The sequence below is a fragment of the Streptomyces sp. NPDC013187 genome (assembly GCF_042899705.1).
GTDB classification, from domain to species: Bacteria; Actinomycetota; Actinomycetes; order Streptomycetales; family Streptomycetaceae; genus Streptomyces; species Streptomyces hawaiiensis_A.
The window spans coordinates 62,269-86,306 of record NZ_JBIBAF010000023.1; the positions used below are offsets into that span (position 1 = coordinate 62,269).

A 24,038-nucleotide genomic window follows, 5' to 3' on the forward strand; every position below is an offset into this window, starting at 1 on the left:
GGCAGCAGTCGGTGACCTGAGGGGGACCCCGTGCGTGATCTCGCGGACGCGATCGAATCGGTGGAACAGCTCGCCACGGTGTGGCGGACCATGGTGCTCGACCGGGACCCGCAAGCCGATGTGCGGGACCTGCCGGGCATCGCCGTGCGGTGGGCCGACTGCCGGTTCGCCTTCTGGAACTGCGTGACCCTGACGGACGTCGGTGCGGACGCCGGGGTGCTGAAGCAGCGGCTGACCGAAGCCGCCGAGATCATGCGCTCGAAGTCCCACCCCGGGTTCCTGTGGGTCTTCGAGGCCCTGCTCGACGACCAGGCGCAGACCGCGCTCGGAGCGGCCGCCGAGCAGGCGGGCCTGCGGTACGCCTTCCCCGGCACCGGCATGGCGGGAGATCTGCTGCCGGTTCCCGAACCCGTCCACCCCGAGCTGACCTTCGTACGCGTGGACAGCGACGCACTGCTGCGGGCGTACGCGGACATCAACTCGCGCGCCTACGGGTTCCCGCTCGAGGACGGGCGGGACGGGCTCGCCGGGTCCTCGCTGTGGAAGAGCGGGGTGTTCGCCTATCTGGGGCTGCGCGACGGGGTCCCCGTGACCTGTGCGGCCTCCGTCGAGGCGGACGGGCGGCTCTTCGTCGTACTCGTCGCCACCGATCCGGCGTGGGAGCGGCGAGGGTACGGGGAGGCCGTGACGCGCAAGGCGCTGTACGAGGGCGCCCGGGCCACCGGCCTGAGCCGGGCGACACTGCACGCGACCGCCGCCGGGGCGCCCGTGTACCCGCGGATCGGATTCCGGCCGAACTCGCCGATCGGCTTCTACGCCCTGGCTGACTGACCCGTCCCTGGACCGATCGCCGCGCACCATCCCGCTCGGGACCGGCAGACACCCGTCGCGGGCCCGCCGCCGTGTCAGTCGATCCCCCCGCCCACCGTGAACCCGGTGACCGTCCCGCCCCCTTCCCGCCGGAACGCGAACGGTGTTCCCCCGTGGGCGAGGGCCACCTCGCGGACGATGGACAGGCCCAGGCCGGAGCCCGGCAGGGAGCGGGCGTCGGCGGCGCGGTAGAAGCGGTCGAAGACCCGGGTGAGGTCGCGCTCGGCGATGCCCGGGCCCCGGTCGAGGACCTCGACCCGGATCCGGCCGGGCCGGGCGGGCCCCGAGACGACGATCTCGATGGGGGCCCGGCCGCCCTGGTCGAACTTGACGGCGTTCTCGACGAGGTTGGACAGCGCCCGGGTCAGCATCCCGGGCCGTCCGTCGGTCGTGGTGTCGCCGCTCGCGCGCAGCACGATCTCCCGGCCGCTGCGGCGCCGGGCCGCCCCCGCGACCTCCTCGGCGATGCCGGCGACGTCCACCCGCCGCGGCGGCTCGGTGTCGGACTGCCCGGCCGCCAGATCCACCAGCTCGTTGACCAGGTCGGTCAGCTCCCGGGCCTCCTGGCCCAGGTCGGCGACCAGCTCCTCGCGCGCCTTCGGCGGGAGCTCGTCGATCCGGCGCAGCAGGGAGATGTTGGTGCGCAGCGAGGTCAGCGGCGTGCGCAGCTCGTGGCCCGCGTCCTGGACCAGGCGGCGCTGGTCCTCCTCGGACTGCGCGAGCCGGCCCAGCATGCGGTCGAAGGCCCGGCCGAGGCGGCCCACCTCGTCATGGCCGGCCACGGGCACCTGGATGCCCAGCCGGCGGGTGCGGGCGACGTCCTCGGCGGCGTCGGTCAGCACGACCAGGCGGCGCGTGATCCGCCGGGCCAGCCACCAGCCGAACAGTCCGGCGCCGATCACCACGGCGGCCATCAGCAGCAGCGTCCGCTGCTGGAGCGCGCGCAGCAGGTCCTCGACGTCGCTGAACTCCTGGGCGACCTGCACCGCGCCCCGGCCGTCGCCGAGGGAGACGGTGGCGACGCGGTAGACGTCGTTGCCCACGTCGACGTCCTTGTGCTCGGCCACCTGACCGGAGTCGGCCGCGGCGGCGATCCGCGCGTCGGTGGCGGTGACCGGCAGTCCCGGACTGCCCGGGTCGACGACGTGCCCGTCCGGCCCGAGGACCTGCACGTCCGTGCGGGCGGGCCGTACGAGGTCATGGCCGGGCGCGGCGGACGAGAAGTCACCGGGCGTCATGTGGTTCTGCCGCACCTCGTCGCGCAGATCCTGCACGACCTCGTCGAACACCGTCTGCTGGTCCACCCGCACCAGCCGGGCGGCGGCGCTGTAGGACAGGATGCCGACGAGGACCGCCACGGCCGCCGTCACCGCCGCGAACGACACCGCGAACGTGGTGCGCAGCGACACGAGCTTCGGCCGCCGCCCGGCGGCCAGGCGGCGGAGGCGGCCCACTCAGTCCTCCCGCAGCACGTAACCCACGCCGCGCACCGTGTGGATCAGCTGCGGCGCGTCCGGCTCGTCGAGCTTGCGGCGCAGATACCCGACGTAGACGGCGAGGTTCTTCGAGCCGGGCCCGAAGTCGTAGCCCCAGATGCGGTCGTAGATCGTCGAGTGGTCGAGGACGATGCCCGCGTTGCGCACCAGCAGCTCCAGCAGCTCGAACTCGGTGCGGGTCAGCTCCAGCTCGCGCGCACCCCGCCAGGCCCGGCGGGCCTGCGGGTCCATGCGGATGCCGGCGGCGTCGATGAACCGCTCCGGGAGCGGCCGGGGCGCCTCGGCCGCGGGTGCGCTCCCGGCCCCCACCGGGCTGGTGCGGCGCAGCAGGGCGCGCAGCCGGGCGAAGACCTCCTCCACGTCGAAGGGCTTGACCACGTAGTCGTCGGCGCCCGCGTCCAGCCCGGCGATCCGGTCGGCGGTCTCCACGAGGGCCGTCAGCATCAGCACGGGCGTCCGGTCGCCCTCGGCGCGCAGCACCCGGCAGACCTGGAGCCCGTCGATGCCGGGCATCATCACGTCCAGGACGAGCACGTCCGGACGGTTGCGGTGGGCCTGCGCCAGCGCCTCGACCCCGTCGGCGACCGCCATGACCTGGTAGCCCTCCAGGGTCAGGGCCCGCTCCAGGGCGTTGCGGATGGCGCGGTCGTCTTCGGCGAGCAGCACGGTGTGGGGCACGCGTCCAGTGTGCCAAGCCGCCCGGCTCCCCAGGCCGTATGCGCTGCGCCGGGGCGTCCTTCTTACTCCCCTCTCACCAGCGGCCGGGCAACCTCGGAGCCGGGCCCTACCGTCCCCTCACCCTCGGCCCCGGGCGAGCCGGGCCGCGTGCGTCGGGGCGTCCGGGACGTCCGCCGGGCGGTCCACGGCGAACTCCTTGCGCAGCACCGGCACGACCTCCTCGCCGAGCAGGTCGATCTGCTCCAGCACGGTCTTGAGCGGCAGCCCGGCGTGGTCGATCAGGAACAGCTGGCGCTGGTAGTCGCCGGCGTACTCGCGGAAGGCCAGGGTCTTCTCGACGACCTGCTGCGGGGAGCCGACGGTCAGGGGCGTCTGCTCCGTGAAGTCCTCCAGCGACGGCCCGTGCCCGTACACCGGGGCGACGTCGAAGTAGGGACGGAACTCGCGCACCGCGTCCTGGGCGTTCTTCCGCATGAACACGTGCCCGCCGAGGCCGACGATCGCCTGCTCGGGAGTGCCGTGGCCGTAGTGGGCGTACCGCTCGCGGTACAGCTCGACCATGCGCTTGGTGTGGTCGGCCGGCCAGAAGATGTTGTTGTGGAAGAAGCCGTCGCCGTAGAACGCGGCCTGCTCGGCGATCTCCGGGGAGCGGATCGACCCGTGCCAGACGAAGGGCGGTACGCCGTCCAGCGGGCGGGGCGTGGCCGTGAAGCCCTGCAGGGGGGTGCGGAACTTCCCCTCCCAGTCGACGACGTCCTCGCGCCAGAGGCGGTGGAGCAGGGCGTAGTTCTCGACGGCGAGGTTGATGCCCTGCCGGATGTCCTGCCCGAACCAGGGGTAGACCGGGCCGGTGTTACCGCGGCCCAGCATCAGGTCCACCCGGCCGTCGGCCAGGTGCTGGAGCATCGCGAAGTCCTCGGCGATCTTCACCGGGTCGTTGGTGGTGATCAAGGTCGTGGCCGTGGAGAGGATCAGCCGCTCGGTGCGGGCCGCGACGTAGCCGAGCATCGTCGTGGGGGACGAGGGCACGAAGGGCGGGTTGTGGTGCTCACCGGTGGCGAAGACGTCGAGGCCCACCTCCTCGGCCTTCAGCGCGATGGCGACCATGGCCTTGATGCGTTCGCGCTCCGTGGGCGTCCGGCCGGTGGTGGGGTCGGGCGTGACGTCGCCGACGCTGAAGATTCCGAACTGCATGCTCGCTCACCCTCCAGGTTGTTTACCGTTCAACCATACCTGGGAACGAACGGCTCCGTGGGGCTGTTCCCGGGAGCGGCCGCCGCGGCCGGCGCCGCAGGGTCCGGGCGGGACCTCGTGGCCGTCCCGAGGGCCCGGGCCGGCCCCCGGGACCCGGCCCGGATGTCACGGCACGAGCACCAGCCGCCCCGTACACCACCCCCGTCGAGCCGGGCATGCGCCTTGACGGCGTCAGACCCAGGACGACTGACACCGGCGGCACGACCAGGGCACAGCGGGCATGCGAAGCTGGCCGCCATGTCCGTACTCCGCTCCGCCGCCCTCTTCGTCCTCGCCGCCCTGCTGGAGATCGGCGGCGCGTGGCTGGTCTGGCAGGGCCTACGCGAGCACAAGGGCTGGCTCTGGGCAGCGGGCGGCGTCCTCGCCCTCGGCGCCTACGGCTTCGTCGCGACGTTCCAGCCCGACGCACACTTCGGCCGCGTCCTCGCCGCGTACGGCGGGATCTTCGTCGCCGGTTCGATCCTGTGGGGCGTGGTCGCGGACGGCTACCGCCCGGACCGCTGGGACATCACGGGCGCACTGGTCTGCCTCGCGGGCATGGCCGTCATCATGTACGCCCCGCGAGGAAACTGACCAGGCCCTCGGGCGGCTCGGAACGGTCGGGGGAACTCAGAACGGCTCGTCGGGCGGGAGCAGGCCCAACTGCCCCAGGAAGTCCATCTCGTCGAAGTACAGCCGGTAGTCGACGATCCGCCCGTCCTTCACGGTGGCGATGTCCACCCCGCGGATCCTGACCTCCTTCTGCGTCGGCGGCAGCGTCTCCCCGTTGGGCAGCTCCAGCGGCCCGGTGTTCCGGCCGCGGTAGACGCCCTCGTCGATCGCCGTGTCACCGGCCTCGTAGGAGTGCAGCGTCTGGAACGTCGCCTCGGGAACCGCCTCCGTCATGGTCCGCCAGTACTCGACGATGGCGTCGCGTCCGCGCAGCTCACCCTCGTCGGGAGTGAAGGCGACCGCGTCCTCGGCGTACAGATCGGCGATGACCTTCAGATCGGCGTGTCCGGTGACCGCGTCCGTGAGCCGGTCCATGACCTCACGCGCCTCACCCATGATCCACCTCCGGGAGAACAGGGGACCACCCAGCCTCATTCTCCCACCGCCGGGCCCACCTATCCTGGCCGGAAGCGCCTGCGCACCGCCCGCCCCGCACCCCCACGCCCGAGGAGCCCCCATGGCCACCGCCGCCCCGTCCGCAGCCTCCCGCATCGCCGTCGTCACGGGTGCGAGCAGCGGAATCGGCGCCGCCACGGCCCGGCAGCTCGCCGCGGCGGGCTACCGCGTCGTCCTCACCGCGCGCCGCAAGGACCGCATCGAGGCCCTGGCCGAGGAGATCAACACGGCGGGCCACCAGGCCACGGCGTACGCCCTCGACGTCACGGACCGCGCGGCGGTCGACGATTTCGCCACGGCCTTCAAGACGATCGGCGTGCTGGTCAACAACGCGGGCGGCGCGCTCGGCGCCGACCCGGTCGCCACCGGCGACCCGGACGACTGGCGCCGGATGTACGAGACGAACGTCCTCGGCACCCTCAACCTCACCCAGGCCCTGCTGCCCAAGCTGATCGCGAGCGGCGACGGCACGGTCGTGGTCGTCTCCTCCACCGCCGGCCACGGCACCTACGAGGGCGGCGGAGGCTACGTCGCCGCCAAGCACGGCGCCCACGTCCTCGCCGAGACCCTGCGCCTGGAGATCGTCGGACAGCCGGTCCGCGTCATCGAGATCGCCCCCGGCATGGTCAAGACGGACGAGTTCGCCCTGACCCGCTTCGGCGGCGACGAGGCCAAGGCCGCCAAGGTCTACCAGGGCGTCGCCGAGCCCCTCACGGCCGACGACGTGGCCGACACGATCACGTGGGCGGTCACCCGCCCCGCCCACGTCAACGTCGACCTCCTGGTCCTGCGCCCCCGCGCCCAGGCGTCGAACACGAAGGTGCACCGGGAGCTGTAGAGGCTGCCGGTCAGCCCTTCACGCAGACGACCTGCTTGATCCGCGCCACGACCTCCACCAGGTCGCGCTGCTGGTCGATGACCTGCTCGATCGGCTTGTATGCGCCCGGGATCTCGTCCACGACGCCGGAGTCCTTGCGGCACTCCACACCCTGGGTCTGCTGCTCCAGGTCCTTCGTGGTGAACCGGCGCTTGGCCGCGTTGCGGCTCATGCGCCGGCCCGCGCCGTGCGAGGCCGAGTTGAAGGACTTGGCGTTGCCGAGGCCCTTCACGATGTACGAACCCGTGCCCATGGAGCCGGGGATGATCCCGTACTCCCCGGAACCGGCCCGGATCGCGCCCTTGCGGGTCACGAGCAGATCCATCCCGTCGTAGCGCTCCTCGGCCACGTAGTTGTGGTGCGCGCTGATCTCCGGCTCGAAGGTGGGCTTTGCCTTCTTGAACTCCTTGCGGATCACGTCCTTGAGGAGCGCCATCATGATCGAGCGGTTGTGCTTCGCGTACTCCTGCGCCCAGAACAGGTCGTTTCGGTAGGCCGCCATCTGCGGGGTGTCCGCGACGAACACCGCGAGGTCGCGGTCGACCAGGTCCTGGTTGTGCGGGAGCTTCTGGGCCACGCCGATGTGGTGCTCGGCGAGCTCCTTGCCGATGTTCCGGGAACCGGAGTGCAGCATCAGCCAGACAGAACCGGTTGTATCCGTGCACACTTCGACAAAATGGTTGCCCCCGCCGAGCGTTCCCATCTGCTTGGTGGCACGTTCCTGACGGAACTTGACCGCCTCCGCCACCCCACCGAACCGCGACCAGAAGTCGTCCCACCCGGCAGTGGCCATTCCGTGGAACCGCCCCGGATCCACCGGGTCGTCATGCATCCCCCGGCCCACCGGAATCACCTGCTCGATCCTCGACCGCAGCCGGGACAGATCGCCCGGCAGGTCGTTCGCCGTCAGGGACGTCTTCACCGCCGACATTCCGCAGCCGATGTCCACACCCACCGCCGCCGGGCACACCGCACCCTGCATGGCGATGACCGAACCGACCGTCGCGCCCTTGCCGTAGTGCACGTCGGGCATGACCGCGAGGCCCTTGATCCACGGCAGCGTGGCGACGTTCCGCAGCTGCTGGAGCGCGCCCTCCTCGACCGACGCCGGGTCGGTCCACATCCGGATCGGTACCTTCGCGCCCGGTATCTCTACGTACGACATAACGCCCTCAATCCCCCGTAAACGAACAGAAGTCTTCAACAGCAAATACCGGAGCCAAGGTCGACGAAAAGGAAATCGGACCGGCGTCCACGGCAGTGCGTGCGATACACATTGTGTCCATCGCCCGCTGTACGGCGGCAAGCCAATATTCCGTGTCGAGAGGAGCCACCACGTGCGACGGAAGGCGTGGGTACCCGGGATCGCCGTGCTCCTCGCAGCGGTACTGGCCGGCTGCACCGGCGGCTCGGCCGACGACGGCCCGACGGACGACTCCAACCCCGGCGACACCGGCACGGCATCTCCCGCCGCCGAGCCCGGCCGCTACCGCACCCTGCCCGAGCCCTGCGCCGAGGTCGGCGAGAGCACGCTCGACGAACTCCTCCCCGGCATCCGGCAGATCAGCGACCAGGAGCAGCGCGACCAGGCCTACGAGGGCGAGCCGACGAGCACCTTCGACACCGACCGCAAGGTCGGCTGCCGCTGGAAGGTGGACTCCCCGACGGCCACCGACCATCTGCTGATCGACTTCGAGCGCGTCGTCTCCTACGACAACGCCGTCAGCGACGACAGCCAGGCCGAGCAGCTCTTCGCGGAGCGGGAGGCCTCGGCCCACCTGCCCGAGCCGACGGCCACCGAGACGGCGGCATCCGGCAGCACCCCGGCGGGCGGTGCGGCCGCGTCGCCGAGCGGCTCCCCGGCCCCCTCCGGCTCCTCCTCGCCCTCGGCTCCCCCTTCCGCGACCCCGACCGATCTGCGGCCGCGGGTGCTGGAGGACCTCGGCGACGAGGCCTTCCTCGACGACGGGCTGAACAGTTCCGGTTCGACGGCCAAGCAGCGGACCGTGACTGTGGCGTTCCGCACGTCCAACGTCATCGTGACCATCGAGTACGCGGAGCAGCCGGCGACCGTCGGTGTCGTCCCGGACAGCAAGGAAATGCAGGACAGGGCGCAGAAACTGGCCTCCCAGCTGGCGGATTCGCTGGGCGACTGAGGCCCCTTCACGGCCTCTTCACGCCCACCCGCAAAGCACGCGAAGGAAGAACACGCCGCTGCCTCACCGCGTACGGTGACCATTCGGACCCGTTCCGACCGCAGGGAACCACGAGCGTCATGAGTGAAGGAACCATGCAGCGACGAGTAGAGCGAGACCAGCGAGCGAAGCGCCTCAACCGCGTCCTTGTCTGCGCGGCCGCCGTCCCCGTGATGCTGGTCGCCGCCGGCTGCTCCTCGGACTCCGGCTCCGGCGACAGCACGGACAAGGCCGCCAAGGCCGCGGCGTCGGCGTCGGCGAGCCCGTCACCGACGGTGGAGGCGGCGGCGTACGACAAGCTTCCGGAGCCGTGCAAGGCGCTCTCGAAGAAGACGCTGAAGGACCTCGCGCCGAAGAGCAAGTCCGGCAAGGAGGGCAAGTCGGACGACATCTCGACGCGTGCCAGCTGCTCCTGGAACAGCCTCGACAACAACGGCGTGAAGGGCTCGCAGTTCCGCTGGCTGAACGTGTCGATGCTGCGCTTCGAGTCGGACGTCACCCGTGGCCCGGCCGACAAGCTGGCCCAGGAGTACTACGAGAAGCAGGTCCAGGAGGCCCAGGCCGCCGAGGGCGCGAAGGGCGTCAAGTCGGAGCCGGTGGCCGGTACGGGCGACCAGGCGACGGCCGTGCACTACGACCTGAAGAAGAAGGAAGGCACCTTCAAGCAGCAGACGATCGTGGCGCGCGTGGAGAACGTCGTGGTCACGCTCGACTACAACGGCGCCGGTCTGGCCGGCGACAAGACGCCGGACGAGGGCGACCTGCTGAAGGACGCGAAGAACGCCGTCAAGGAGGCCGTGGAGGCGGTGTCGACCGCGAACGGCAAGGGCGGCGGCACGGCGGGCGGCGCCCCGTCCGGAGCCGCGTCGGAGTCGTCGAAGCCGTCGAAGTCGCCGTCGAAGTCCGCCTCCAAGGAGGCGTCGGACGAGTCCTCGGAGGACGCCTCGGCCTCGCCGTCGAAGAAGCCCGCTTCGAAGAGCTGAGCAGGCCCGACGGGATCCGGCCACCCGTTCCCCGTACACATGTGCCACCCTGTTGCGCGCAACAACACGCAAGGGGAGGGGAGTACGGGTGGCCGCGCCACTGCAGCTGACTCGGATGCACCGCGTTCTCATCGGCGTGGTCGTGGCCGGCGCCGTGATCATCGCCGGTATCGGCTTCGCCGGTTCGTACGCGGCGGTCCGCGAGTTGGCCCTCAAGAAGGGCTTCGGGAACTTCTCCTACGTCTTCCCGATCGGCATCGACGCGGGCATCTGCGTCCTGCTGGCCCTGGATCTGCTCCTCACCTGGATCAGGATCCCGTTCCCCCTCCTGCGTCAGACGGCCTGGCTGCTGACGGCGGCGACGATCGCCTTCAACGGCGCGGCCGCGTGGCCGGATCCGCTCGGTGTGGGCATGCACGCGGTGATACCGGTGCTGTTCGTGGTCTCGGTCGAGGCGGCCCGGCACGCGATCGGCCGGATCGCCGACATCACGGCCGACAAGCACATGGAGGGTGTCCGGCTCACCCGCTGGCTGCTCTCCCCCGTCCCCACGTTCCTCCTGTGGCGCCGTATGAAGCTCTGGGAGCTCCGCTCCTACGAGCAGGTCATCAAGCTGGAGCAGGAGCGGCTGGTCTACCAGGCGCGGCTGCGGTCCCGGTTCGGGCGGGCGTGGCGCAGGAAGGCGCCGGTGGAGTCGCTGATGCCGCTGCGGCTGGCGAAGTACGGGGTGCCGTTGGCGGAGACGGCTCCGGCGGGGCTGGCGGCGGCAGGGATAGAGCCGGCCTTGATACCGCCGCCTCCGCAGCAGGCGTTGGACGCGGCGGAACCGAAGACGCTCGCCGCGGACGCCGCCCTCGCCGCGGACGCCGCCCTCGCCGCGGGCGCTCGCGCCGCCGGGGCGGCGGAATCGGTGGGCGCGGCGGCACCCCACGGCGGGCAGCGTCCGGAGCTCGACGGCAACCCGCAGGCACAGCGGCCCGGCCACGAATCCGAACCGGACCAGAGCCCCTGGTTCAACACCCCTCGCGAGGTCGAGTACCAGGGCGGCTACGACCCGGCCTTCGACCCCGACCAGTACGCCCAGTGGATCGCCGAGCCCCCGCAGGCCGAGCAGCACCTCGCCCCCTCGCAGGAGACCTTCTCCCCGGAGGACACCGGCGGCTTCCCGATCCCGGTGGGCCCCAACCGCACCCGCGAACTGGGGGACGGCGGCGGCACACCCCCCACTCCGGAGCCGGACGAGGAGGCGTACTACCAGATCTTCCGCGAGTCGATAAAGAGCGGGAACGGCGCTCCCACCCCACGCGGGTTCATCGCCGACGTCGAGGCGACGTACGGCGTCACCCTGGAAGAGGCCGAGTCCAAGCGCATGGTGAACCGATTCTCCAACCGTCTCAACGCAGAGCTGACGGACGAGCACATCGCCTGACCCACTTCCGCATCAGCACGCACAGGCTCAGAACCCGCACCCGCACCCGCACACGCACCCGCACACGGAAAAGGGGCCCTCACCCGAGGGCCCCTTTTCCGTCGTCACGGCGACGGCTCCGCTACACCGCGAGCAGCGCCCGCACCCGGTCCTGCCCGACCGCCAGCAGCAGCGTGGGCAGCCGCGGCCCGGTGTCCCGGCCCACCAGCAGGTGGTACAGCAGCGCGAAGAACGACCGCTGGGCGGTCTTGATCTCCGGCGGCAGCTCCTTCGGCGTGGCGTCGGCGGGGAACCCGGCCTGCACCTTCGGCACGCCGTACACCAGGTGCGTCAGCCCGTCGAGCGACCAGTGATCGGCCAGCCCGTCGAGCAGCAGCCGCAGCGACTCGCGGCCCTGCTCGTCGAGCGACTTCAGCAGCTCGGCGTCCGGCTCGTCCCGCACGATCGTCCGCTGGTCGGCCGGGACGTGCGTGTTGATCCAGGCCTCGGCCTTGTCGTAGCGCGGGCGCGCCTCGTCGAGCGAGGTCAGCGGCTGCTCGGGGTCGAGCTCGCTGAGGATGCGCAGCGCCTGGTCCTCGTGCCCGGCGGTGATGTCCGCGACGGACGCCAGCGTCCGGTACGGCAGCGGCCGGCCCGTCCGGGGCAGCTCACCGGCGGCCGTGCGCACCGCACGGGAGTGCGCGGCGACGTCGGCCGGCAGGGCGCTGCCGTCGGCGACCTTGGCGTCCAGGCGGTCCCACTCGTCGTAGAGCCGCTGGATCTCCTGGTCGAAGGCGACCTTGAAGGACTGGTTGGGCCTGCGGCGGGCGTACAGCCAGCGCAGCAGCTGCGGCTCCATGATCTGCAGGGCGTCGGCCGGGGTGGGCACACCGCCCTTGGAGGACGACATCTTCGCCATGCCGGAGATGCCGACGAAGGCGTACATCGGCCCGATCGGCTGCTTCCCGCCGAAGATCCCGACGATCTGCCCGCCGACCTGGAACGACGACCCGGGGGACGAGTGGTCGACGCCGCTCGGCTCGAACACGACCCCTTCGTACGCCCACCGCATCGGCCAGTCGACCTTCCAGACCAGCTTGCCGCGGTTGAACTCGTTCAGCCGGACCGTCTCCGAAAAGCCGCACGCGGTGCAGGCGTAGGTCAGCTCGGTGGAGTCGTCGTCGTAGGAGGTGACGGTGGTCAGGTCCTTCTCGCAGTTGCCGCAGTACGGCTTGTACGGGAAGTACCCGGCGGCGGTGGAGCTGCCGTCGTCCTCACCGGCCGCGCCGGAGCCCTCGGCGGCCTCCAGCTCGGCCTCGTCGACCGGCTTCTGCCCCTGCTGCTTCTTGGCCGGGGCCTTCTTCGTGCGGTACTGGTCGAGGATCGCGTCGATGTCGCCGCGGTGCTTGATGGCGTGCAGGATCTGCTCGCGGTACACACCGGAGGTGTACTGCGCGGTCTGGCTGATGCCGTCGAACTCCACGCCCAGCTCGGCCAGCGACTCGATCATCGCGGCCTTGAAGTGCTCGGCCCAGTTCGGGTGCGAGGAGCCCTTGGGTGCGGGCACCGACGTCAGCGGCTTGCCGATGTGCTCGGCCCACTCCGCCTTGTCGACACCGGGGATGCCCTCGGGCACCTTGCGGTAGCGGTCGTAGTCGTCCCAGGAGATCAGGTGCCGCACCTGGTGGCCGCGGCGGCGGATCTCGTCGGCGACGAGGTGCGGGGTCATGACCTCGCGCAGGTTGCCGAGGTGGATGGGGCCGGACGGGGAGAGTCCGGACGCGACGACGACGGGTTTGCCCGGGGCCCGGCGCTCCGACTCCTCGATGACCTCATCCGCGAAACGGGAGACCCAGTCGGTGGTCTCGGTGCTCTGAGCCACGATCGGCACGTCCTTCTTTCTGCATCGGGCAGCCGGTACGGTCGCACGGCTGACCGCATCATTGTCCCAGACCACCTCGCGCCCGGAAAAACGGCTTTACCCCCATGGGATACTGGGCGGGTCCATCGATTTCCCCTAGGAGAACGGCACCCTCGCCCATGGCCTCGGTCACGTCCCTCAGCGACTCCGTCCACCAGCGCCTCGCGGCGGCCCTGTCGGCAGCTCTGCCGCAGGCCGGCTCCGCGGACCCGCTGCTGCGACGAAGCGACCGGGCCGACTTCCAGGCCAACGGGATCCTGGCCCTCGCCAAGAAGGAGAAGGCCAACCCGCGCGAGCTGGCCACGCAGGTCGTCTCCCGGGTCGAGTCGGGTGAGCTGATCAAGGACGTCGAGGTCTCCGGCCCCGGCTTCCTGAACGTCACGATCACCGACCGGGCGATCACCGAGACCCTCGCCGCGCGCTACGCGGACGACACCGGCCGCCTCGGCGTGCCGCTGGCCGAGCGGCCGGGCACCTCGGTCATCGACTACGCCCAGCCGAACGTGGCCAAGGAGATGCACGTCGGCCACCTGCGCTCCGCGGTGATCGGTGACGCGGTGAGGCAGCTGCTGGAGTTCACCGGCGAGTCCGTCGTCCGGCGTCACCACATCGGCGACTGGGGCACCCAGTTCGGCATGCTCATCCAGTACCTGGAGGAGCACCCGCACGAGCTGGACCACAAGGCCGACGAGGCATCCGGCGAAGAGGCGATGTCGAACCTCGACCGCCTCTACAAGGCCGCCCGCAAGCTGTTCGACTCCGACGAGGAGTTCAAGACCCGCGCCCGGCGCCGGGTGGTGGACCTCCAGGCGGGCGACCCGCAGACGCTGGCCACGTGGCAGAAGTTCGTCGACGAGTCGAAGATCTACTTCTTCTCCGTCTTCGAGAAGCTGGACATGGAGATCCACGACGCGGACATCGTCGGCGAGTCGGGTTACAACGACATGCTCGCCGAGACCTGCCGCCTCCTGGAGGAGTCGGGGGTCGCGGTCCGCTCCGAGGGCGCCCTCTGCGTCTTCTTCGACGACATCAAGGGCCCGGACGGCAATCCGGTCCCGCTGATCGTGCAGAAGTCGGACGGCGGCTACGGCTACGCGGCGACCGACCTCTCGGCCATCCGCGACCGCGTCTTCAACCTCAAGGCCGACAGCCTGGTCTACGTCGTGGACGCCCGCCAGTCGCTCCACTTCAAGATGGTCTTCGAGACGGCCCGGAAGGCGGGCTGGCTGAACGACGACGTGAAGGCGTACCAGCTGGCCTTCGGCACGGTCCTCGGCAAGGACGGCAAGCCGTTCAAGACCCGTGAGGGCGAAACCGTCCGCCTGGTCGACCTCCTCGACGAGGCGATCGACCGTGCCTCGGCCGTCGTCCGGGAGAAGGCCCAGGACCTCTCCGAGGAGGAGATCGCCGAGCGGGGCGCCCAGGTGGGCGTCGGCGCGGTGAAGTACGCGGACCTGTCGACGTCGGCGAACCGCGACTACAAGTTCGACCTGGACCAGATGGTCTCGCTCAACGGCGACACCTCCGTCTACCTCCAGTACGCCTACGCCCGTATCCAGTCGATCCTGCGCAAGGCCGGCGAGGCCCGCCCGGCCGCGCACCCCGAGCTGGACCTGCACGAGGCGGAGCGCGCGCTCGGCCTGCACGCGGACTCGTTCGCGGCGACGGTGGCGGAGGCGGCGACGGAGTACGCCCCGCACAAGCTGGCGGCGTACCTGTACCAGCTGGCGTCGCTGTACACCACGTTCTACGACAAGTGCCCGGTCCTCAAGGCCGAGACGCCCGAGCAGATCGAGAACCGTCTGTTCCTCTGCGACATCACGGCCCGCACGCTCCACCAGGGCATGAACCTGCTGGGCATCCGGACACCCGAGCGCCTCTGAGCCCGGGTTCCGGCCGGCAGCCCCGAGGGCGGCACTCCCCTGTGGAGTGCCGCCCTCGGGCGTCACGGAAGCACTGCTGCACCGACGGGCGAGGGCCGTGAGTGCTTCGACGCCCTGGTCCGGTGCCGCCCCGGGTCAGCGCCGGGCTGTGGTGTTCGCGCCGTCCAGGGCCTCCCAGATGATGTCCGCGTGCCCGGCGTGCTGGGCGGTCTCCCTGATCAGGTGCAGCAGGATCCGGCGCGCGGACCAGTGCCCGGGGTCCGGCGGGGACCAGGGCGTGCGCGGCAGCGGCACGCGCACGTCCAGGTCCGGCAGCGCGGCCACCGCCTCCTCGGTGGCCCGTGCGGCCGACTCGTAGCGCTCCAGCAGTGCGGGGAGCGTGTCGCTCTCGGCCATCCGGTACTGCGTCATGTCCAGCATGCCGTCGGGCAGTTCACCGTCGGCCCTGGTCATGATCTGCGTCCACGTCTCCTGACCCTGGGCCAGGTGCTTCACGATGCCGCCGAGGGTCAGCTCGCTCACGGTCGTACGCTCCGCGGCCTGCGCGCCGGTGAGTCCCTGCACGGTGAGAAGCAGCAGGGCGCGCTGCTCCGCGAACGCCGCCAGCAGGTCCGTCTTCTCCGAGGAAGTGGTCATGCCCCGAACGGTAGGGCGCCACTAGGTCAGGTTCTGTCCGCCATGACGGTCGCGGGGCCGGTCGGGATGTCAGTGGCCGGCTCTACAGTCACCACCATGGCGACTCTTCCCAATCCCCTGCCGACGCTGGCGGCGGACCCGAGCGGCGGCTCGCTCGGCCTTCGGCTCCCCGCCGGGACGCTCCTCGACACCACCGACGAGGGCCCCTGGCACGAGCCTCTGCTGTGGTGCGCGGACGGACGGGCCCTTCCGGGCGGCTGGGCGGCACTGGAGCCGGGCCGCCGGTCGGGCCTGCTGCCCCTCGTGCTGGAGACGGGCGACGGCCATGGCGGGCCGGACCGCTGGGAGTTGATGCCCGGCAAGGTGTCCTACCCGGGGGACCACGACGCGGAGGAGGTGCTCGCCGAGTACTGGGAGGAGTACGCCGCACAGGGCGAGGCATGGCCAGGACCGGCCGGGCCTTCCGGCCGGGGCCGGGACCCGGACGCCCTGGCCGCCGACGTCGCGGACGCCCTGCTCGGCGACGGCGGCCCGTTCAAGGAGCCCCGCCTCGCCCTGGTCCCGGCCCGGCGCAGCGCGGACCTCCCGGCGGCGATCGGCTGGACGGGCCCGGCGAACCACGAGGGCGACACGGCCCGGCTCAGCGCGGTGCTGCGCTCCTGGGAGGACCGCTTCGGCATACGCGTCGTGGCCCTCGGCTTCGATCACCTGCTGGTGTCCGTGGCGAGCCCGCCCACCACCGCGGCCGCCGCGCAAGCCGTCGCCGCCGAGCACTTCGCGTTCTGCCCCGACAACATCCACCAGGGCACGCATCCGACCCTTGGGGCCTACGCCGATCACCAGGTCCTCAACCAGCGGACGTGGCACTTCTGGTGGGACTGAGCCCCTCCCCCAGCCGGCGCAGCCCCTCGGTGATCTCCTCGGGCGTCTGGGTCACGAAGCACAGCCGCAGGGTCGTCCGGTCGGGCGTGCCGGCGTAGAAGGGCGCGCCGGGGACGTAGGCCACGTTCTGGCGGACCACCTGCGGCAGCAGGGCCGTCGTGTCGTACGGCTCGGGCAGGCGCGCCCAGAGGAACATGCCGCCCTCGGGCCGGTTCCAGACCGACCCGTCGGGCAGTGCCCCGGCCAGTCCGGAGAGCATCGCGTCGCGACGTTCGCGGTACACGCCGGCGACGCGGGCGACATGGGCGTCCAGGTCGTTGTCGGTGAGGTAGCGGGCCGCGGCGAGCTGGTTGACGGTCGGGGTGTGCAGGTCGGCGGCCTGCTTGGCGACGGCACAGGCCCGCCTCAGCTCCCCGGGCGCCCGCAGCCAGCCCAGCCGCAGCCCGGGTGCCATGACCTTGGAGAAGCTGCCGAGCAGCACGGTCCGGTCCTCGGCGCCCGGGTGGGCGGCGATCCACGGCACGCGCTCACCGTCGTAGCGCAGCTCGCCGTAGGGGTCGTCCTCGACGATCCACAGGCCGCGCCGGGCGGCGACGGCGGCCACGGCGGCGCGTCGCCCTGCGGGCAGGGTCCGGCCGGTGGGGTTCTGGAAGGTCGGCACGGTGTAGAGCAGCTTGGGCCGCTCCCGCACGACGAGTTCCTCCAGTGCCCCGGGGTCGATGCCGTTTTCGTCGCCGGGCACGGCCACGATCCGCGCCCCTGCGAAGCCGAAGGCCTGGAGGGCCGCCAGATAGCAGGGATTCTCGACGAGGACGGTGTCCCCGGGTTCGAGGAGCGCGGTGGCCAGGAGCGAAAGCGCCTGCTGGGAGCCGGTGGTGACGAGCAGGTCGTCGGGGCCGGTCGGCAGACCGCGCGCGGTGGTGCGGGCGGCGAGCGCGTCCCGCAGCGCGGGTTCGCCCTCGGTGGTGGAGTACTGCAACGCCCGCGCGGGCGCCTCGGCGAGCACGGCCTCGTACGCGGCGGCGATGCCCTGGGCGTCGAACAGCTCCGGTGCCGGGAGTCCGCCCGCGAAGTTGATCACCTCGGGGCGGGCGGTGACGGCGAGGATGTCCCGTACCGGAGAGCCGCCGACGGCCCGCGCCCGCGCGGCCAGGGGCGGCACGGGAGAGTGGGTGGGCAGGGGCTCGGCGACGGTCATGACACGGCTCCTTCGGCTGCGGTGACGCCTGGTGCCCCGCAGCCTAGGGAAGTACGTGCCGCCTACAAGCAGGTTTCCGGGATCCGGACGCCGTGCGCACACGGACGCGGCCCCGGAACCCGCGGCTCACCCCCTTCGCGCCAACCCTGCGGGCCCCCGGAACCCGCGGCTCACCCCCTTCGCGCCAACCCTGCGGGCCCCCGGAACCCGCGGCTCACCCCTTCACGCCAACCCTGCGAGCCCCCGGAACCCGCGGCTCACCCCTTCGCGCCGATCGCCGCGTACACGTTGATGTCCGCGTCCGTGACGTCGTTGATGTCGCGGTACCGCACCTTCTCGATCTCCTCCAGCCCGGCGAGGAAGGACTCCTCCGGCTGCTCGGGGACGGGGGCGGCGTGGTCGGGCCGCCAGCGGTGCGCGGGGACGACTCCAGGGTCGGCGATCTCCAGCCGGTTCTCGGTGAAGAACCGCTCGACGTCGGCCCGGGACCGCAGCACGAAGGTGAAGCCGCGTTCGGTGTACGTCCGTTGGACCGCGCGGATGTTCTCGGGGTTGAGGTCCTCGGTGAGGTGACTCAGCACCAGCCGACTGCCGACGGGCAGTTCGTCCAGCAGCCCGCTCACCAGCGGATAGGCCTCCTCGTCGGCGACGAAGTGCAGGATCGCGACCAGGCAGAGCGCGACGGGCTGGTCGAAGTCCAGGGTCTTGGCGGCCTGTTCGAGGATGCGGTCCGGGTCGCGGAGGTCGGCGTCGATGTAGTCCGTGCGCCCCTCGGGGCCGCTGGTCAGCAGGGCGCGCGCGTGCGCGAGCACCACCGGGTCGTTGTCGACGTACACGACCCGCGACTCGGGCGCGACGCGCTGCGCGATCTGGTGCACGTTCTCGGCGGTCGGCAGCCCGGTCCCGATGTCGAGGAACTGCCGGATGCCGTCCTGCTCCACGAGCGCGGTCACCGCGCGCCGGAGGAAGTCGCGGTTGTGCCGGACGTCGAGGTACCCGCGCGGGTTGGCGGCCAGCGCGGCGGCCGCCGCGTCCCGGTCGGCGGGGTAGTGGTCCTTGCCGCCGAGGAATACGTCGTAGACCCGGGCCGGGTGCGCCTTGCTGCTGTCGATCCTCCTCTGCAGCTCGGCGGGATCCTGGCTGAGGGCGTCACCGGACATGGACGTCTCCCTGAAGAGTGTGTAGTTCAATCAACAACCACTACGACGGTCAACAACCTAACGGTTCAACTGATTTGATGGTGCCCGTGCAGAACGACAGCCGACCGACCACGACCCTCTGGCGCCCCACCGGCCCCAAGGAGCTGGACCTGGTCCGGGACCTCGACTGGCGCGCCTGGCCGCCCCGGCTCCCCGAGCAGCCGATCTTCTACCCGGTCCTCGACGAGGACTACGCCATCAAGATCGCCCGCGACTGGAACGTCAAGCACGACGGCGCCGGCTTCGTCACCCGCTTCGAGGTCGACACCGAGTTCCTGACCCGCTACCCGGTCCAGCAGGCCGGCGGCCGCACCATCCTGGAGCTGTGGGTCCCGGCCGAGGAACTCGACGAGTTCAACGCCCACATCGCCGGAAAGATCGAGCTGGTCCACGAGTTCCACTGAGCCGCCCCCGGGCGACTACTGCGTCGTCCCCTCCTCGACCCACTTCTCACCACCCAGCGGGAACTCGTAGGCCGGACGCCCGTTGTTGCCGCTCGTACGGAAGGGCCGCCCGTGGTCGTCCACGGTCAGCGTGCCCGTCCGGCCCCCGCTGGACCAGGCCAGCTCCAGGTACCAACTGACGTCGTACGCGGAGGCGTCGGCCCGGATGTAGTACATCTCGGGGTCGCTCTCACTCACCGTGAAGGGGAAGTTCGCGTGCCCCGCGTCCGGCACGACCCCGGGGCGCGCGGCGTCGAGGGCGACCGTGAAGAACCTGGTCGGCATGCCACCGCCGCAGCCGACGCCCGGATACCCCATGGCGTAGTCGTTCCACGCCAGCGGCGCGCGCTTGCCGGCCATCCGGACCGTCAGCCCCTTGACGACCACGGTCTCCTTGCCCGCCCCCTGGACGGTCAGCTTCAGGAACTGCTCCCCGGACGGCACGGCCCCCATCGCCGCCACCCAGCCGGGCGCGCCCGGCTCCGGCGGCGGCGGCTTGACCTGCCCCGGCGGCAGATTCACCAGATAGCGCTGGGAGCAGGGGCTCTCCCAGGCGTGCGGTTCCGTGGTCACGGTGAGAGGAGCGGCGGCGGGGGCGGCGTCACGGCCCGGGCGGCCGGCCCCGCCGGTGGCGGAGGCCGAGGCGGGGGGCGCGGAGGGACTCGCCTTCTCCTCCTTCTCCCGGTCCCTGCCCACGTTCTTGTCCTCGCCGTCCTTGGAGGGCGAGACGGCCGAGGGCGACACGGAGGCCGCCGTGTCCTGCCTCTCCGGCGCTCGGGCACCGCCGGAGGCCACGGCCGGTCCGCGCCGCCCCTCGTCGTCCCCGCCCGAGGGGACGGCCACGGCGAGGCCGACCCCACCGAGGACCACGGCTGCGGCGACACCGGCGAGGACGGCACGGCGGCGGCGCTGGCCCGCGGGCTGCCCCGGCTCGGGTGCGTCGGCGTCCTGGGACTCCTCCGGCTCGGGTGCGTCGGCGTCCTGGGACTCCTCCGGCGCGGGGACGTCGGCGTCCGCGGACTCAGCCGTGCCCGACGCCGGGACGTCGGCCCCCGCAGCAGAGGTCACCTCCGCAGCGCCACGCCTCGTACCGGTGCTCCCTGTACCACCGCTCCCTGTACCACCGCTCCCTGCATCGGCACTCCTCGTACCGCCGCTCCCCTTGCGCGCCCGCCCGGCGTCCGCCAGGACCCACCGCCGGTGGAGCTCGACGAGTTCCGTGGGTGACGCCTTGCACAGCCGGGCGAGCCGCTCCACCGGCGCGTAATCAGTCGGCACGGCATCCCCGTTGCAGTACCGGTGCAGCGTCGACGTACTCATGTGGAGCCGCTTGGCGAGCACCCCGTAGCTCAGCCCCGAGCGCTCCTTCAACTCCCCCAACAGCGCGGCGAACTCCGCCGCGGTCGTGCCCTCCGACACTGCCCCTCCACGCCCCGTGTCCCGTTCCCCCGTTCCAGGGAATGACTGTTCTCCCTGGTCAGAGCATGTGCGGGCGTTCCAACGTCCTTGATGTGCCGCCTGGTCTGGTGGCGGGGACGAATCACCGCACAAGCTCTGGTCATCCAAGCACGCCGTTGCCGGCCCACCGGCAGCGCGACCCACCCGGGCCTGCTTACCCACCGCCTTTGTCCGAAAGGAAACGCAAGCATGCGCAAGTACCGCGCCCTGCCCGTCGCCCTCCTGGCCGCCCTCGCCCTGACGGCATGCCAGGACGGCACAGGCACGAAGGACGGGGGAGCCGCCCACCCCGAGCCGGCCTCGGCGACCGTCGCGGCCCAGCAGGCCACGAAGGCCACGAAGGCCACGAAGGCCACGAAGGCCAACAAGGGCACGAAGAGCGTGAAAGGCGTGAAGGAGGCGAAGGAGGCGAAGGGCACCACGGCCACCCGGGTCTCCTGCAACGGCTCCAACACCACCGTCACCGCTCGGCCCGTCCGCCGCCCCGTCAACCACATGCTGCTCACGGTGAAGAACACCGGCTCGAAGACGTGCGATCTCACCTACTACCCGCTGCTGCGCTTCGACGAGATGCAGTGGGCGCCGCGGCCGATCGAGGACTCCCAGCCGCAGGCGGTGGTGACCCTGGCCCCCGGCGAATCCGGCTACGCGGGCGTCTCGCTGTCGGCGGCCGACGGCAGCGGCGAGTGGGGCACCACCAGTCACAAACTCACGGTCGGCTTCCAGGGCCGCACGCCGAACAGCGACGGCGGCCCCTCGGCGGTCCCGACCCTGCCGGCCAAGGGCGTGTACTACGACAGCACGCTGACGGTCACCTACTGGCTGCGGGACATGGACGACGCCCTGTCCTACTGACGCCCGGGGCCGACTGACGCCCGGGGCCGACTGACGCCCTGTCCTACTGACGCCCAGGGCCGGCAGGCACCCGAGAACCGCTGACGCCCGGGACCTACTGTTCCTTGAGCTTCTGGGCCACTTCGGTGGCCCAGTAGGTGAGGATGCTGCGCGCACCGGCCCGCCGGATGCCGGTCAGCGCCTCCAGGATCGCGCGGTCCCGGTCGATCCAGCCCTTCTCCGCGGCGGCCTCGATCATCGAGTACTCGCCGGAGATCTGGTACGCGGCAACCGGCACGTCCACGGCGTCCGCGACCCGGGCGAGGATGTCCAGGTAGGGCCCGGCCGGCTTGACCATCACCATGTCGGCGCCCTCCTCCAGGTCGAGGGCGAGCTCGCGCAACGACTCCCGGATGTTCGCGGGGTCCTGCTGGTAGGTCTTCCGGTCACCCTGCAACGACGAGCCGACGGCCTCCCGGAACGGCCCGTAGAAGGCGGAGGCGTACTTGACGGTGTAGGCGAGGATCGCGACGTCCTCCCGGCCGATCTGGTCGAGCGCGTCGCGGACGACCCCGACCTGCCCGTCCATCATCCCGCTGGGCCCGACGACATGGGCGCCGGCGTCGGCCTGCACCTGGGCCATCTCGGCGTACCGCTCCAGGGTCGCGTCGTTGTCGACCCGCCCCTGCGCGTCGAGCACGCCGCAGTGCCCGTGGTCGGTCGTCTCGTCGAGGCACAGGTCGGACATGACGAGCAGGTCGTCGCCCACCTCGGCCCGCACGTCCCGCAGGGCGACCTGGAGGATCCCGTCCGGGTCGGTCCCCGGCGTCCCGAGCGCGTCCTTCTTGGACTCCTCCGGCACGCCGAACAGCATGATCCCGGAGATCCCCGCCGCGACCGCCTCCGCTGCGGCCTTCTTCAGACTGTCCCGGGTGTGCTGCACGACCCCCGGCATGGCGGCGATCGGCACGGGCTCGCTGACGCCCTCGCGCACGAAGGCCGGGAGGATGAGATCGGCGGGGTGCAGTCGGGTCTCGGCGACCATCCGACGCATCACGGGGTTGGTCCGCAACCGCCGCGGCCGAGTACCGGGGAAAGATCCGTACGTCGTCATGCCCTCTACGCTACGCCCGCCCGAAAAGCCCCGATGCCGACGCGATGTCGGCGCCCGAGCGTCCCCGATGGGTGCACCCACGGTCCCGCGATGCGCCCGCCCCTCCCCAGGTCCATCCTGAAATCAACAAGGACACGGACCCCGACGGGCCGCTCGCTCGCCGCCGTCCCTCCGTACGCCCCCCACGGAGGACGCGATGACCGCCCCCCACATGCCCGACCTCTTCGCCCTCTCGGAGATCAACGGTCCCGTCGTCCGCCCCGGCGAACGCGCCTACGCCGACGAAGTCACCGGCTTCAACCTGGCTTCCCTGCACACCCCCGACGTGGCCATAGGCGCCACCGGGCCCGACGACATCGTCACCGCGATGCGCTGGGCGCACGCCACCCGCACCCCCGTAGCCGTCCAGGCCACCGGCCACGGCGCCAACTTCCCGATCGAACACGGCCTGCTGATCAACACGTCCCGCATGACGGACGTCCACGTAGACCCCACCACCCGCACCGCAACCATCGCTGCCGGCGCCAAGTGGAGCCACGTCATGGCCGCGGCCGCCCCTCACGGCCTGGCGGGCCTGTGCGGCACCTCCACGGACGCGGGCGTCGTCGGCTACACCCTCGGCGGCGGGCTCCCGGTCCTCGGCCGGGCCTACGGATACGCCGCCGACCTGGTCCGCTCCTTCCAGGTCGTCACCCCGGACGGGCACCTGCGCGAGTCGGACCCCCGGCACGAACCGGAACTGTTCTGGGCGCTGCGCGGCGGCAAGGGCAACGTAGGCGTCGTCACGTCGCTGGTGACCGAACTGCTGCCGCTGCCCCGCCTCTACGGCGGCGGCCTGTACTGCCACGCCGAGCACACGGAAGCCCTGCTGCGCGCCTGGAAGGACTGGACCCTCACCGTCCCCGACGCGATGTGCAGCATGTTCTCGGTCCTGCGCCTGCCGCCGATCCCGCAGATCCCCGAGCCCCTACGCGGAGGCTTCTGGGCTCGGGTCGCGATCGCCTGGCCGGGCGACCCGGCCGAAGGGGAGACCCTGATCGCACCACTGCGGGACGTCGCACCCGTGGCCGTCGACCTGGTCGAGGAGATGGAACACGCGGACCTGGACCGCATCCACATGGAACCGCAGGACCCGCTCCCGGCACGGGAGTGCTGCATGCTCCTGAGCGACCTGCCCCCCGAGGCCGTCGGCACGTTCCTGGAGCAGGTCGGCCCCGGGGCCGGCGCCGACCACCCGCTGCTGGTCGCCTCACTGCGGCACATGGGCGGCGCCCTGTCCCGCCCCTCGGCCGTCGAGGACGCCGTCTGCGCCCGAGACGCCCGCTACTTCATGGAGTCGGTCGGCATCATGCCCGCCCCGCCCGTCGCCGAGGCCGTCGAACAGGCGACGCGCCGCCTCTACACCGCCATGACCCCGTACGGCACGGGCCGCACCATGGTCAACATCCACGGAACCCCCGGCGACGACCAGGACCGCGCCCGCGCCTGGACCCCCGAGGTCTACGCACGCCTGCGCCACGACAAGGCCGTCTACGACCCGGACAACCTGCTGCGCTACGGCCACGCGGTGACTCCCGCGTAGCCGCAGCGCCGGTAGCGGCA

Annotated in this window: 22 protein-coding genes; 11 read left to right on the forward strand and 11 right to left on the reverse strand. The window is 71.6% G+C overall.

Going from position 1 to position 24,038, the window contains the following annotated elements; genetic code table 11:
* Positions 1 to 30 precede the first annotated feature (30 nt).
* Positions 31 to 831, forward strand: coding sequence for a GNAT family N-acetyltransferase (locus ACFY5B_RS36060; RefSeq protein ID WP_389978298.1), 801 nt, complete (start codon positions 31 to 33; stop codon positions 829 to 831).
* Positions 832 to 905: 74 nt separating this feature from the next.
* On the opposite strand, the gene ACFY5B_RS36065 is transcribed toward ACFY5B_RS36060, so the two are convergent.
* The 3 genes from ACFY5B_RS36065 to ACFY5B_RS36075 form a co-directional block, all read right to left on the reverse strand.
* Entirely contained in the window at positions 906 to 2,324 is a 1,419-nt protein-coding gene (locus tag ACFY5B_RS36065; RefSeq protein WP_389978301.1) for an ATP-binding protein, read from the reverse strand.
* A complete protein-coding gene (locus ACFY5B_RS36070; protein ID WP_389978304.1) occupies positions 2,325 to 3,044 on the reverse strand; it encodes a response regulator transcription factor in 720 nt (239 codons plus the stop codon).
* Between the two features lie 117 nt (positions 3,045 to 3,161).
* Complete coding sequence (locus tag ACFY5B_RS36075) at positions 3,162 to 4,238, reverse strand: LLM class flavin-dependent oxidoreductase (RefSeq protein WP_389978307.1); 1,077 nt, start codon at positions 4,236 to 4,238, stop codon at positions 3,162 to 3,164.
* Positions 4,239 to 4,535: 297 nt separating this feature from the next.
* On the opposite strand from ACFY5B_RS36075, the gene ACFY5B_RS36080 reads away from it, so the two are divergent.
* A complete protein-coding gene (locus ACFY5B_RS36080; RefSeq protein WP_389978310.1) occupies positions 4,536 to 4,871 on the forward strand; it encodes a YnfA family protein in 336 nt (111 codons plus the stop codon).
* Positions 4,872 to 4,907: 36 nt separating this feature from the next.
* Here ACFY5B_RS36080 and ACFY5B_RS36085 read toward each other — a convergent pair whose 3' ends face one another.
* Entirely contained in the window at positions 4,908 to 5,345 is a 438-nt protein-coding gene (locus tag ACFY5B_RS36085; protein ID WP_344467221.1) for a nuclear transport factor 2 family protein, read from the reverse strand.
* Between the two features lie 121 nt (positions 5,346 to 5,466).
* On the opposite strand from ACFY5B_RS36085, the gene ACFY5B_RS36090 reads away from it, so the two are divergent.
* The gene (locus ACFY5B_RS36090; protein ID WP_389978314.1) at positions 5,467 to 6,243 is read left to right on the forward strand and encodes an SDR family NAD(P)-dependent oxidoreductase; all 777 of its coding nucleotides are present in this window, start codon (positions 5,467 to 5,469) and stop codon (positions 6,241 to 6,243) included.
* A gap of 10 nt (positions 6,244 to 6,253) precedes the next feature.
* On the opposite strand, the gene ACFY5B_RS36095 is transcribed toward ACFY5B_RS36090, so the two are convergent.
* Positions 6,254 to 7,447 (reverse strand): RtcB family protein, encoded by a 1,194-nt coding sequence (locus ACFY5B_RS36095; protein WP_389978317.1) that lies wholly within the window; start codon positions 7,445 to 7,447, stop codon positions 6,254 to 6,256.
* 172 nt (positions 7,448 to 7,619) lie between these two features.
* Here ACFY5B_RS36095 and ACFY5B_RS36100 point away from each other — a divergent pair, with 172 nt between their 5' ends.
* The 3 genes from ACFY5B_RS36100 (at position 7,620) to ACFY5B_RS36110 (ending at position 10,889) form a co-directional block, all read left to right on the forward strand.
* Positions 7,620 to 8,438: a DUF3558 domain-containing protein gene (locus ACFY5B_RS36100; protein WP_389978320.1), complete on the forward strand. Its 819-nt coding sequence runs from the start codon at positions 7,620 to 7,622 to the stop codon at positions 8,436 to 8,438.
* Positions 8,439 to 8,557: 119 nt separating this feature from the next.
* Entirely contained in the window at positions 8,558 to 9,460 is a 903-nt protein-coding gene (locus tag ACFY5B_RS36105) for a DUF3558 family protein (RefSeq protein ID WP_389978323.1), read from the forward strand.
* An 88-nt stretch (positions 9,461 to 9,548) separates the two neighbouring features.
* Positions 9,549 to 10,889 carry a DUF2637 domain-containing protein gene (locus ACFY5B_RS36110; protein WP_389978326.1) on the forward strand — a complete coding sequence of 447 codons (1,341 nt, stop codon included), beginning with the start codon at positions 9,549 to 9,551 and terminating at the stop codon, positions 10,887 to 10,889.
* A 121-nt stretch (positions 10,890 to 11,010) separates the two neighbouring features.
* Here ACFY5B_RS36110 and lysS read toward each other — a convergent pair whose 3' ends face one another.
* Positions 11,011 to 12,759, reverse strand: a complete 1,749-nt coding sequence (gene lysS / locus ACFY5B_RS36115) for a lysine--tRNA ligase (RefSeq protein WP_389978329.1) — start codon at positions 12,757 to 12,759, stop codon at positions 11,011 to 11,013.
* A 149-nt stretch (positions 12,760 to 12,908) separates the two neighbouring features.
* Here lysS and argS point away from each other — a divergent pair, with 149 nt between their 5' ends.
* Positions 12,909 to 14,672 carry an arginine--tRNA ligase gene (gene argS / locus ACFY5B_RS36120; RefSeq protein ID WP_389978332.1) on the forward strand — a complete coding sequence of 588 codons (1,764 nt, stop codon included), beginning with the start codon at positions 12,909 to 12,911 and terminating at the stop codon, positions 14,670 to 14,672.
* 135 nt (positions 14,673 to 14,807) lie between these two features.
* Here the strand turns inward: argS and ACFY5B_RS36125 are convergent, their stop codons facing one another.
* Entirely contained in the window at positions 14,808 to 15,308 is a 501-nt protein-coding gene (locus tag ACFY5B_RS36125; RefSeq protein ID WP_389978335.1) for a DinB family protein, read from the reverse strand.
* Between the two features lie 96 nt (positions 15,309 to 15,404).
* On the opposite strand from ACFY5B_RS36125, the gene ACFY5B_RS36130 reads away from it, so the two are divergent.
* Positions 15,405 to 16,190, forward strand: coding sequence for a DUF4253 domain-containing protein (locus ACFY5B_RS36130; RefSeq protein WP_389978338.1), 786 nt, complete (start codon positions 15,405 to 15,407; stop codon positions 16,188 to 16,190).
* Here the strand turns inward: ACFY5B_RS36130 and ACFY5B_RS36135 are convergent.
* On the reverse strand, positions 16,156 to 17,388 hold the full coding sequence (locus tag ACFY5B_RS36135; RefSeq protein WP_389978341.1) for a PLP-dependent aminotransferase family protein: 1,233 nt from the start codon (positions 17,386 to 17,388) through the stop codon (positions 16,156 to 16,158). The two genes, ACFY5B_RS36130 and ACFY5B_RS36135, sit on opposite strands and share 35 nt — an antisense overlap.
* A 257-nt stretch (positions 17,389 to 17,645) precedes the next feature.
* A complete protein-coding gene (locus ACFY5B_RS36140; protein WP_389978344.1) occupies positions 17,646 to 18,548 on the reverse strand; it encodes an SAM-dependent methyltransferase in 903 nt (300 codons plus the stop codon).
* A gap of 77 nt (positions 18,549 to 18,625) precedes the next feature.
* On the opposite strand from ACFY5B_RS36140, the gene ACFY5B_RS36145 reads away from it, so the two are divergent.
* Positions 18,626 to 18,991, forward strand: coding sequence for a hypothetical protein (locus ACFY5B_RS36145; RefSeq protein WP_389978347.1), 366 nt, complete (start codon positions 18,626 to 18,628; stop codon positions 18,989 to 18,991).
* Between the two features lie 15 nt (positions 18,992 to 19,006).
* On the opposite strand, the gene ACFY5B_RS36150 is transcribed toward ACFY5B_RS36145, so the two are convergent.
* A complete protein-coding gene (locus ACFY5B_RS36150) occupies positions 19,007 to 20,449 on the reverse strand; it encodes a helix-turn-helix domain-containing protein (protein WP_389978350.1) in 1,443 nt (480 codons plus the stop codon).
* 228 nt (positions 20,450 to 20,677) lie between these two features.
* Between ACFY5B_RS36150 and ACFY5B_RS36155 the strand changes: the two genes are divergently transcribed.
* The gene (locus ACFY5B_RS36155) at positions 20,678 to 21,343 is read left to right on the forward strand and encodes a DUF4232 domain-containing protein (protein ID WP_389978353.1); all 666 of its coding nucleotides are present in this window, start codon (positions 20,678 to 20,680) and stop codon (positions 21,341 to 21,343) included.
* A gap of 94 nt (positions 21,344 to 21,437) precedes the next feature.
* On the opposite strand, the gene hemB is transcribed toward ACFY5B_RS36155, so the two are convergent.
* Complete coding sequence (gene hemB, locus ACFY5B_RS36160) at positions 21,438 to 22,436, reverse strand: porphobilinogen synthase (protein WP_389978356.1); 999 nt, start codon at positions 22,434 to 22,436, stop codon at positions 21,438 to 21,440.
* A 196-nt stretch (positions 22,437 to 22,632) separates the two neighbouring features.
* Between hemB and ACFY5B_RS36165 the strand changes: the two genes are divergently transcribed.
* Positions 22,633 to 24,018, forward strand: a complete 1,386-nt coding sequence (locus ACFY5B_RS36165; RefSeq protein ID WP_389978359.1) for an FAD-binding oxidoreductase — start codon at positions 22,633 to 22,635, stop codon at positions 24,016 to 24,018.
* Positions 24,019 to 24,038: the final 20 nt, after the last annotated feature.

Coding starts and splice junctions, on each gene's coding strand:
- ACFY5B_RS36075 (WP_389978307.1), bottom strand. CDS start 4,238: ATGCAGTTCGGAATCTTCAGCGTCGGCGACGTCACGCCCGACCCCACC.
- ACFY5B_RS36080 (WP_389978310.1), top strand. CDS start 4,536: ATGTCCGTACTCCGCTCCGCCGCCCTCTTCGTCCTCGCCGCCCTGCTG.
- ACFY5B_RS36085 (WP_344467221.1), bottom strand. CDS start 5,345: ATGGGTGAGGCGCGTGAGGTCATGGACCGGCTCACGGACGCGGTCACC.
- ACFY5B_RS36090 (WP_389978314.1), top strand. CDS start 5,467: ATGGCCACCGCCGCCCCGTCCGCAGCCTCCCGCATCGCCGTCGTCACG.
- ACFY5B_RS36095 (WP_389978317.1), bottom strand. CDS start 7,447: ATGTCGTACGTAGAGATACCGGGCGCGAAGGTACCGATCCGGATGTGG.
- ACFY5B_RS36105 (WP_389978323.1), top strand. CDS start 8,558: ATGAGTGAAGGAACCATGCAGCGACGAGTAGAGCGAGACCAGCGAGCG.
- argS (WP_389978332.1), top strand. CDS start 12,909: ATGGCCTCGGTCACGTCCCTCAGCGACTCCGTCCACCAGCGCCTCGCG.
- ACFY5B_RS36125 (WP_389978335.1), bottom strand. CDS start 15,308: ATGACCACTTCCTCGGAGAAGACGGACCTGCTGGCGGCGTTCGCGGAG.
- ACFY5B_RS36130 (WP_389978338.1), top strand. CDS start 15,405: ATGGCGACTCTTCCCAATCCCCTGCCGACGCTGGCGGCGGACCCGAGC.
- ACFY5B_RS36135 (WP_389978341.1), bottom strand. CDS start 17,388: ATGACCGTCGCCGAGCCCCTGCCCACCCACTCTCCCGTGCCGCCCCTG.
- ACFY5B_RS36140 (WP_389978344.1), bottom strand. CDS start 18,548: ATGTCCGGTGACGCCCTCAGCCAGGATCCCGCCGAGCTGCAGAGGAGG.
- ACFY5B_RS36145 (WP_389978347.1), top strand. CDS start 18,626: ATGGTGCCCGTGCAGAACGACAGCCGACCGACCACGACCCTCTGGCGC.
- ACFY5B_RS36155 (WP_389978353.1), top strand. CDS start 20,678: ATGCGCAAGTACCGCGCCCTGCCCGTCGCCCTCCTGGCCGCCCTCGCC.
- hemB (WP_389978356.1), bottom strand. CDS start 22,436: ATGACGACGTACGGATCTTTCCCCGGTACTCGGCCGCGGCGGTTGCGG.
- ACFY5B_RS36165 (WP_389978359.1), top strand. CDS start 22,633: ATGACCGCCCCCCACATGCCCGACCTCTTCGCCCTCTCGGAGATCAAC.